Consider the following 6,940-nt stretch of genomic DNA (forward strand, 5'->3'; position numbering starts at 1 on the left):
GGCTTTTTGTCGTTTCAGTCAATTAGTTGGCGCCCGTGCCTACCGACATTGCCGGTTGTTTGTTACATTTCCCTTTGGAATTCAAGGTATAACGGTGATGGTAACATGAGCATAAAACGATCTTTTTATCATCTCTTGCTGCTTTGCCTGTTCGCATTGAACCAGCCCCTGCGGGCTCAGGAGCCGGAGCTGGAGCTGTGGCACTCCCAGCAGGCCGGTTACGTGATCGACGAGGTGATCGCCCGCTTCAATCAGGAGGGCAACCACAGCGTGCGGGTCACCCAGATCGAACCGGGCAAGATCAAGGCGGATCTCCTGCTGGCGGCGCAAGCCAAGGGGCTGCCCGATCTGATGTTGATCCCGTCCGACTTTATCGGTCTCTATCGCCAGATGACCCTCGCCCCCCTCCCCGCCGAGTGGTTTTCCCCCGCACTGATGGCCAGCGCCCTGCGTTATGTCACCCTCGACAGCCAACGCTGGGGCATGCCCATGATGCAGGGCAACCACCTGATGCTGTTTTACAACAAGGCGCTGGTCTCGGCACCGGTGACCCAATGGCAGCAACTGGCTGCCATCACTCCGGCCCTCAAGGCCAAGGGGGTCTACCCCGTCAGCTGGCCCTATCACGACATGTACTACTTCGCCGCCTTTTTGCACACCTTTGGCGGCTTGCCGGTGACCGAAGGGCGTATCACCCTCGACACCCCGGCCATGGTGCAGGCACTGGAGGCCTACCGCACCGTCGCCAGCGAGCAGTGGATCGATCCCGACTGCGACTATGACGCCGCCCTCGCCCGCTTCAACGAGGGCAAGAGTGCCTACCTCATCAACGGAGACTGGGCTTTCAATGATCTGGTGAAAAACATGGGGGATCAGCTGGGGGTCGCCCTGCTGCCCCACTGGCAAACGCGCCCAATGCACTCCATGAGCGGCGCCTACGTGATGGGCGCCTCCCGCTGGGCGATGGACGATGAGGATCGGCAGCCCGTCATCAAGGCGCTGATGGCCTTTATCCAGCGTGAGGATATCCAGCAGTTCATCTATCGACAGGGTGCACTGTTGCCGGTCAATCAGCAGGCCTTTGCCACCATCAGCCACAACCCCACGCCTCGGGAAAAAGTGCTGCTGGAACAGTTCACCCTCACCACCCCCATGCCCTCCGACAGCGCCATGTCCATTGCCTGGCAAGCGATGGATAAAGGGTTCGAGCGCTTTAAAGAAGGGATCAGTGCCGCCGACACCGCCCGCTACATGCAGCAGCTGGCCGATCAGCAGTACCGGCAGGTCAAAGCACCATGAACCATCGCACCGTTCGGCTCGGCCCGACCCTCATCATCATCCTGTTCACCGTGGCCCTGCTGCCAGCGCTGCTGGCCAGCGTGGTGCTGCTGACCCGCCAACACCAGATCATCGCCCAGAGCGAGCAGTCACAGCTGGAGCGGGCCCTCACCAGCATGACTCGCGAAGCCCGTTTTCGCAGCGAGATGATCGGCACCCAGATCAATCAGCTCAGTCAGGATCGGGTGCTCCATCAGGCCCTCGACAACTTCCTTTTCTCCAGCCATGCCCGGCTGGCACTGGCCGCCTTCATCAAGTCCAACAGCCTGCTCACCTCGGCCTATCTCATCGATGACAAGGGGCTGGTGGTGGAGTACATCAATGGCCAGGCCTCCCACCTCGAATCGAGCAATCTGATGCCGCAGCTGATGGCCTGGAGCAAGACCCGCGAGGCGAAACAGGGCAAGCATCTGCTACTGCCCGTCGATGATCCCGTGCTGGTTGGCGACATGGAGCAGAACCGCAGCGGCGGGCTGGCACTGGTGGCCCCCATCTATCGCAATCACCAGCGCGCAGGGGTGATGCAAACCCCTTCCGGCTTCGTGATGGCCATTCTCCCCTGGCGACAGATGGCCCAACTGCTGGAGCCCTATCTCAAGGGGAGCGAATATCTGGTGATCTCCCAGGGCAAGAACCGTCTCTACGAAGGGGCTCACCAGAGCGCCAACGCCACGAACGACACCGAGCCCGACAAGGAGAGAGTGCCAAGCAAGATGGCGCAACCCCTGGTCATCGGCTGGCCCCAGCTGGAGCAGGAGATCACCCCCACCATCACCCTTTACAGCTACAGCGATGACAGGGTCAGCGAGCTCAACAAATCCCAGCAGCTGCTGACCGGCAGCATTGTCGGCATGTTGCTGCTGGTAGCCATCGGCTGCGTCTGGCTCACCCGCTGGCTCACCCGACCGCTGCGTTCACTGGCCGCGCTGGTGCGCAGCTATGGCAAGGGCAACTACCAGCAACAGCAGGCACCGCTGCGCTTTGTCGAGTACGACGAGGTGCGCCAGCTGCTGCAGGAGATGGCCAGCACCATCTCGGCCCAGGTGCGGGCGCTCTACCAGCAAAACGAACAGCTGCAGCGCGCCAATAGCGAGAAAGAGGCGTTCAACCAGCGGCTGCTCGGTTTCAACGACGAGCTGGAACAAGAGGTCGCCTCGCAAACGACCGCCCTGCGCTCGGCCCTGAGCCGGGAGGAGCGCAGCCGCCATATCCTGCAATCCTGGCTGCAGTTCGGCCTGCACCAGCAGCTCGATATCGATATTGCCGAGCTGGCCAGCTCTGCCCTGTTGCAGCTCTCCCAGCTCTATCCGGGCCACCGCTGGGGACTGGTGATCCGCCGCGACGGAGAGCCTCACTACTCCCTGACCCAGGGGGTGGATGCCCCCTTGCGGGATGCCCTGCAGGAGAAGCTGGCCCAGCTGATAGATGAAGAGATCAGACACTCCGAATGCCAGTGGGATAACACGCTCTGGAAGATCATGACCCTGCCCGGCAGCCAGAGCGGCGTGCTGTTTGGCTATCTGATGGTGAGCGCCGAAGGGCTGGAGTCCGAAGACAGGGCCATCTTGCGGCTGTTTGCCAAGCAGCTGGCGGTGGGCATCGAGGGGCGACTCTTTACCGATGAGCTGGCGCGGGTCGCCCGCACCGACAACCTCACCGGGCTGCCCAACCGGCAGGCGTTCGAAGAGGCCTTCCATCACTACCAGGCGGTGCTGGCGCGCCATCCCGAGCGTCACCTTTCCCTCTTCATGCTCGATCTCAACGGCCTCAAGCGCACCAACGACCAATATGGGCACGAGGCGGGCGACGCCCTGCTGATCCAGATGGCACGCCAGCTGCGCACCCTCTGCCGTCAGGATGAGAAGATCTTTCGCATCGGCGGCGATGAGTTCGTGCTGCTGGCGGAGGCGGATCACCTTGCCAGCCAGCGGCTGGCAGCCCGACTGGAAGCAAGCCAGCACCACGCCACCGTGCAGCATGGCGAGCACAGCTTCCCGCTGCGTTTTGCTATCGGCTGGAGCAGCAGCGACCAGACCCCGCTGGCAGAGCTGAGCCGGGTGGCAGACGATGCCATGTATGCCGACAAGGCGCGCTTCTATCAGGAGCAGCAGTAAAACTGGATGCCTCCGGCGTTGGCGAGCCTTTCGCCAACCCCCTGATGACCTCGCAAAAATGGCGTGCAACGCTAGACGCGGCGCGGGCCATGACTAAGATAGGGGCTCTTGATGTTTCGATTCGGAAGGGAGTAGGAAATGGAGTTAGTACTTGGCCCGCTGGAGGCCCGCGTCATCGGCTGTCTGATTGAAAAAGAGATCTGCACCCCGGATCAATATCCCCTCTCCCTTAATGCGCTGGTCAACGCCTGCAATCAGAAGAGCAACCGCGAGCCGGTGCTGGAGCTCTCCGAGCTCGATATCCGCGCCGTGGTGGACGAGCTGATCCGCAAGCGGCTGGTGGTCAACACCGCCGGTTTCAACGCCCGGGTGCCCCGTTACCAGCACAGATTCTGCAACACCGAATTTGGCGAGCTGAAATTCAGCGCCCAGGAGCTCGGCATCGTCTGCGAGCTGCTGCTGCGCGGCCCGCAAACCCCGGGGGAGCTGCGCTCACGCACCAACCGCCTCTGCAGCTTCGATGATGTCACCGAAGTGGATGCGGTGCTCGGCGCCCTTATCGAACGTGGCCCCTACGTGGTCAAGCTGCCGCGCGAGCCGGGCAAGCGCGAATCCCGCTACGCCCATCTGTTCAGCGGCGAAGTGGATATTCAGGCGATGATGGATGCCTCTCCTGCCGCGGCCTATGCCTCCCCTGCCGCCGACCGCCTGAGCGAGCTGGAGCAGGAGGTGAGCGAGCTCAAGAGCCGTCTCGCCGCCATGGAAGCACGGCTGGCGGCGCTGGATGGTCAGGGCTGATCGCCTTTACCATCGCTACTCTCTATCAGGGAGCCGGGGCTGATGTGCCCGGCTCCCTGCGTTTTTTCATCGTGAGGAAATGCCCGTGATCACCCTGATTAAAGAGTCTGACCACCAGAAGATGCCCTGGAAAAACCAGCAGGGCACCAGCAGCCAGATCCTCATCTCCCCCAAAGGGACGAGCCTTGCCAAACTCGACTTTGACTACCGACTGAGCTCGGCCCCCATCAAGAGCGCGGGTCCTTTCTCCCCCTTTCCCGGCTATCAACGCATTTTGCTGCCGGTGAGCGGGGCCGGCTTTGTGCTCAACGGCCACCCCTACGCCACCTTCGAGGCGGCGCACTTTAGCGGCGATGAGGAGACCCACTGCGAGCTGCTGAAAAAAGAGGTGACCGATCTGGGGCTTATCTACCATCCGGATCGCATCAGCGCCAACGTGCGGGTGCTAAACCTCCCCTTCCCGCTGACCCTTACCCTCGAGCCAGAGAAGACCTACCTCTGCCACCTGCTGAGCGGCCAGCTGACCGTGCAGGACAAAGAGGTGGCCATCAACGAGACGCTGGTGGTGACCGGCGAAGAGAGCATTCACTTCGAATGCCAGAAGAAGACCGCCATCGCCTTCTTTACCCTGCAGGCCAAATAGCGCGAAAGTCGGCGGTGTGCAGTCATGCCATGCCACACGCAAGCAGCAGAGATGAAAAAGCCGGGTAATCCCGGCTTTTGCTATTGAGGCAACCGGCTCGATGCCGGTTATCGCCTTAGTTGACCTTGAAGGCGCCCTTCATCATGGCGAAGTGGCCGGGGAAGGAGCAGAAGAAGGTGAGGTCCTTGCCCGCCAGACCGTCGGTCTTGAAGGTAACGCTGCTGCTCTCGCCGCCGCCGATCAGCTTGGTATGAGCCAGCACCCTGGGATCATCCTTGGGCAGATAGTCATTCTCGGCACCGGCGCTCATCCCGGCAGTCGCCACGGTCTGATAGTCGGCAGTGCTGGCCAGCACCCAGTTGTGGCCCATGGCGGTAGCAGGCAGCTTGCCGGTGTGGTTCAGGGTGACCGTCACCTCTTTGCAGGTGGCCGGCACGCTCATCTCTTTGAGGTTGTACTGCATGGCATCATTGCCTTCGATGACCAGTGCACACTCATCCGCCAGCACGGGGGCAGCCAGGGTACTCAGCAACAGCAGGGTAATCGCCTTTTTCATCATCTTCTCCTTTGATTGGCAATGGATGGCAACGACTTGGCGGATGCGGTTAACGCTTCGCAAAGATGCCGTCTAAATCAACCTTCATTTTACTCAATTGTCTTCAATCGGCTATGGCTTTTGACCAAAGCTGCGGGCCAGGTCACCAGATGGTGCAGCACTCGCCAATATCTTTCCTCACGGATGGACGATACGACCCGCTACAGCCACAGGTTCAAAACTGTTTAATTTTTTCTGCCCTTTTCCCTCCGATTGCGCCTATCGGGGCTCGCCCGGCGGGTGCCCCTTGGCTAAGCTAGCGCCCCGATATGAACCTTCTCCAGATGAGAGCGCCGGATGATTGCAATGACCCCCGTGGCGGCCCTGCGCGGCCTGCTGCTGACCCTGCTGCTGGCGCTGGCCGGCTGCCAGCCCACCCCGCCTGCCCAGACCCGCATTCAGGGCAAGACCATGGGCACCTACTATGTGGTAACCCTGAGCGATAGCTACCCCGGTGGGGAGCCCGCCCTCAAAAGCGACGTAGAAAGCTTGCTGGCCCGAATGAACAAGGAGATCTCCACCTACGATCCGGGCTCGCTCATCTCCCGTTTCAATCAGGGGCCCGCCAACACCCCGTTTGCCATCCCGCCCGCCATGGCCATCATCGTCCAGCAGGGCCTTGATGCCGGTAAGCTGACCGATGGCAAGCTGGATGTGACCGTGGGGCCTCTGGTCAATCTGTGGGGCTTTGGCCCGGACAAACGCCCGGTCAAGCGACCCGATGAGGCAGCTATCGCCGCCGCCCGCCACAAGGTGGGGATCGACAAGCTGACCCTGACCCCGCAGGGGGATCACTTCCTGCTCGAAAAAACGATCCCGGATCTCTATCTCGACCTCTCCACCCTCGGCGAAGGGGCCGCCTCCGACGAGATTGCCGCCCTGCTCGAGGGCAAGGGGGTACACAACTACCTGATCGAAGTAGCCGGTGCGGTGCGCAGCAAGGGCAACAACAGCAAGGGCTCGCCGTGGAGAGTGGCCATCGTCGAGCCCTCCGATCAGCCGGGGGCGTTTTCCGATATCGTCATCCCCAACGGCATGGCGCTCAGCACCGCGGGCAGCTATCGCAACTACTACGAGCTGGATGGCCAGCGTTACTCCCATATCATCGACCCCGCCACCGGCCAGCCGGTCACTCACAAGCTGGTCTCCGCCAGCGTGATCACCCCGACCGCGCTGGAGGCCGATGCCCTCGATACGGCCCTGATGGTGATGGGCCCCGAACAGGCGATGGCTTTTGCCAGACAGCATAAGCTGGCTGTCTATCTCATCGTCAAAACCGGACAGGGATTCAAGGCCGAGTACACGCCGCAATTTGCCCCTTATCTAGCAGAGAAGCGGGCAGAGAAACGCTCCTGAACATAAGGCCCCGAGAGCGGCAATGCTGCTCAGATAAGCACATTTTTGACTGATTATTCATAAATGCGACTTGAGTTGGGGGAGCAAGGCTGTTTC

The 6,940-nt window shown here is 61.2% G+C and carries 6 protein-coding genes; 5 read left to right on the plus strand and 1 reads right to left on the minus strand.

From position 1 onward, the window contains the following. The first annotated feature begins 105 nt into the window (after nucleotides 1–105). The 4 genes from OKC40_RS18310 (at nucleotide 106) to OKC40_RS18325 (ending at nucleotide 4,893) form a co-directional block, all read left to right on the plus strand. On the plus strand, nucleotides 106–1,299 hold the full coding sequence (locus OKC40_RS18310; RefSeq protein ID WP_270796466.1) for a sugar ABC transporter substrate-binding protein: 1,194 nt from the start codon (nucleotides 106–108) through the stop codon (nucleotides 1,297–1,299). Then, nucleotides 1,296–3,452 carry a GGDEF domain-containing protein gene (locus tag OKC40_RS18315; protein WP_270796468.1) on the plus strand — a complete coding sequence of 719 codons (2,157 nt, stop codon included), beginning with the start codon at nucleotides 1,296–1,298 and terminating at the stop codon, nucleotides 3,450–3,452. The genes OKC40_RS18310 and OKC40_RS18315 overlap by 4 nt, the downstream gene beginning before the upstream one ends. 138 nt (nucleotides 3,453–3,590) lie before the next feature. Further along, entirely contained in the window at nucleotides 3,591–4,250 is a 660-nt protein-coding gene (locus OKC40_RS18320; protein ID WP_270796470.1) for a YceH family protein, read from the plus strand. 85 nt (nucleotides 4,251–4,335) lie between these two features. Further along, nucleotides 4,336–4,893, plus strand: coding sequence for a HutD family protein (locus OKC40_RS18325; RefSeq protein WP_270796471.1), 558 nt, complete (start codon nucleotides 4,336–4,338; stop codon nucleotides 4,891–4,893). Between the two features lie 115 nt (nucleotides 4,894–5,008). Here the strand turns inward: OKC40_RS18325 and azu are convergent, their stop codons facing one another. Beyond that, nucleotides 5,009–5,449 carry an azurin gene (gene azu, locus OKC40_RS18330; RefSeq protein WP_042656977.1) on the minus strand — a complete coding sequence of 147 codons (441 nt, stop codon included), beginning with the start codon at nucleotides 5,447–5,449 and terminating at the stop codon, nucleotides 5,009–5,011. A gap of 336 nt (nucleotides 5,450–5,785) precedes the next feature. Here azu and OKC40_RS18335 point away from each other — a divergent pair, with 336 nt between their 5' ends. Continuing rightward, complete coding sequence (locus OKC40_RS18335) at nucleotides 5,786–6,844, plus strand: FAD:protein FMN transferase (protein ID WP_270796474.1); 1,059 nt, start codon at nucleotides 5,786–5,788, stop codon at nucleotides 6,842–6,844. Nucleotides 6,845–6,940 lie beyond the last annotated feature (96 nt).

The organism is Aeromonas sp. QDB11 (assembly GCF_027705265.1).
GTDB classification, from domain to species: domain Bacteria; phylum Pseudomonadota; class Gammaproteobacteria; order Enterobacterales; family Aeromonadaceae; genus Aeromonas; species Aeromonas allosaccharophila.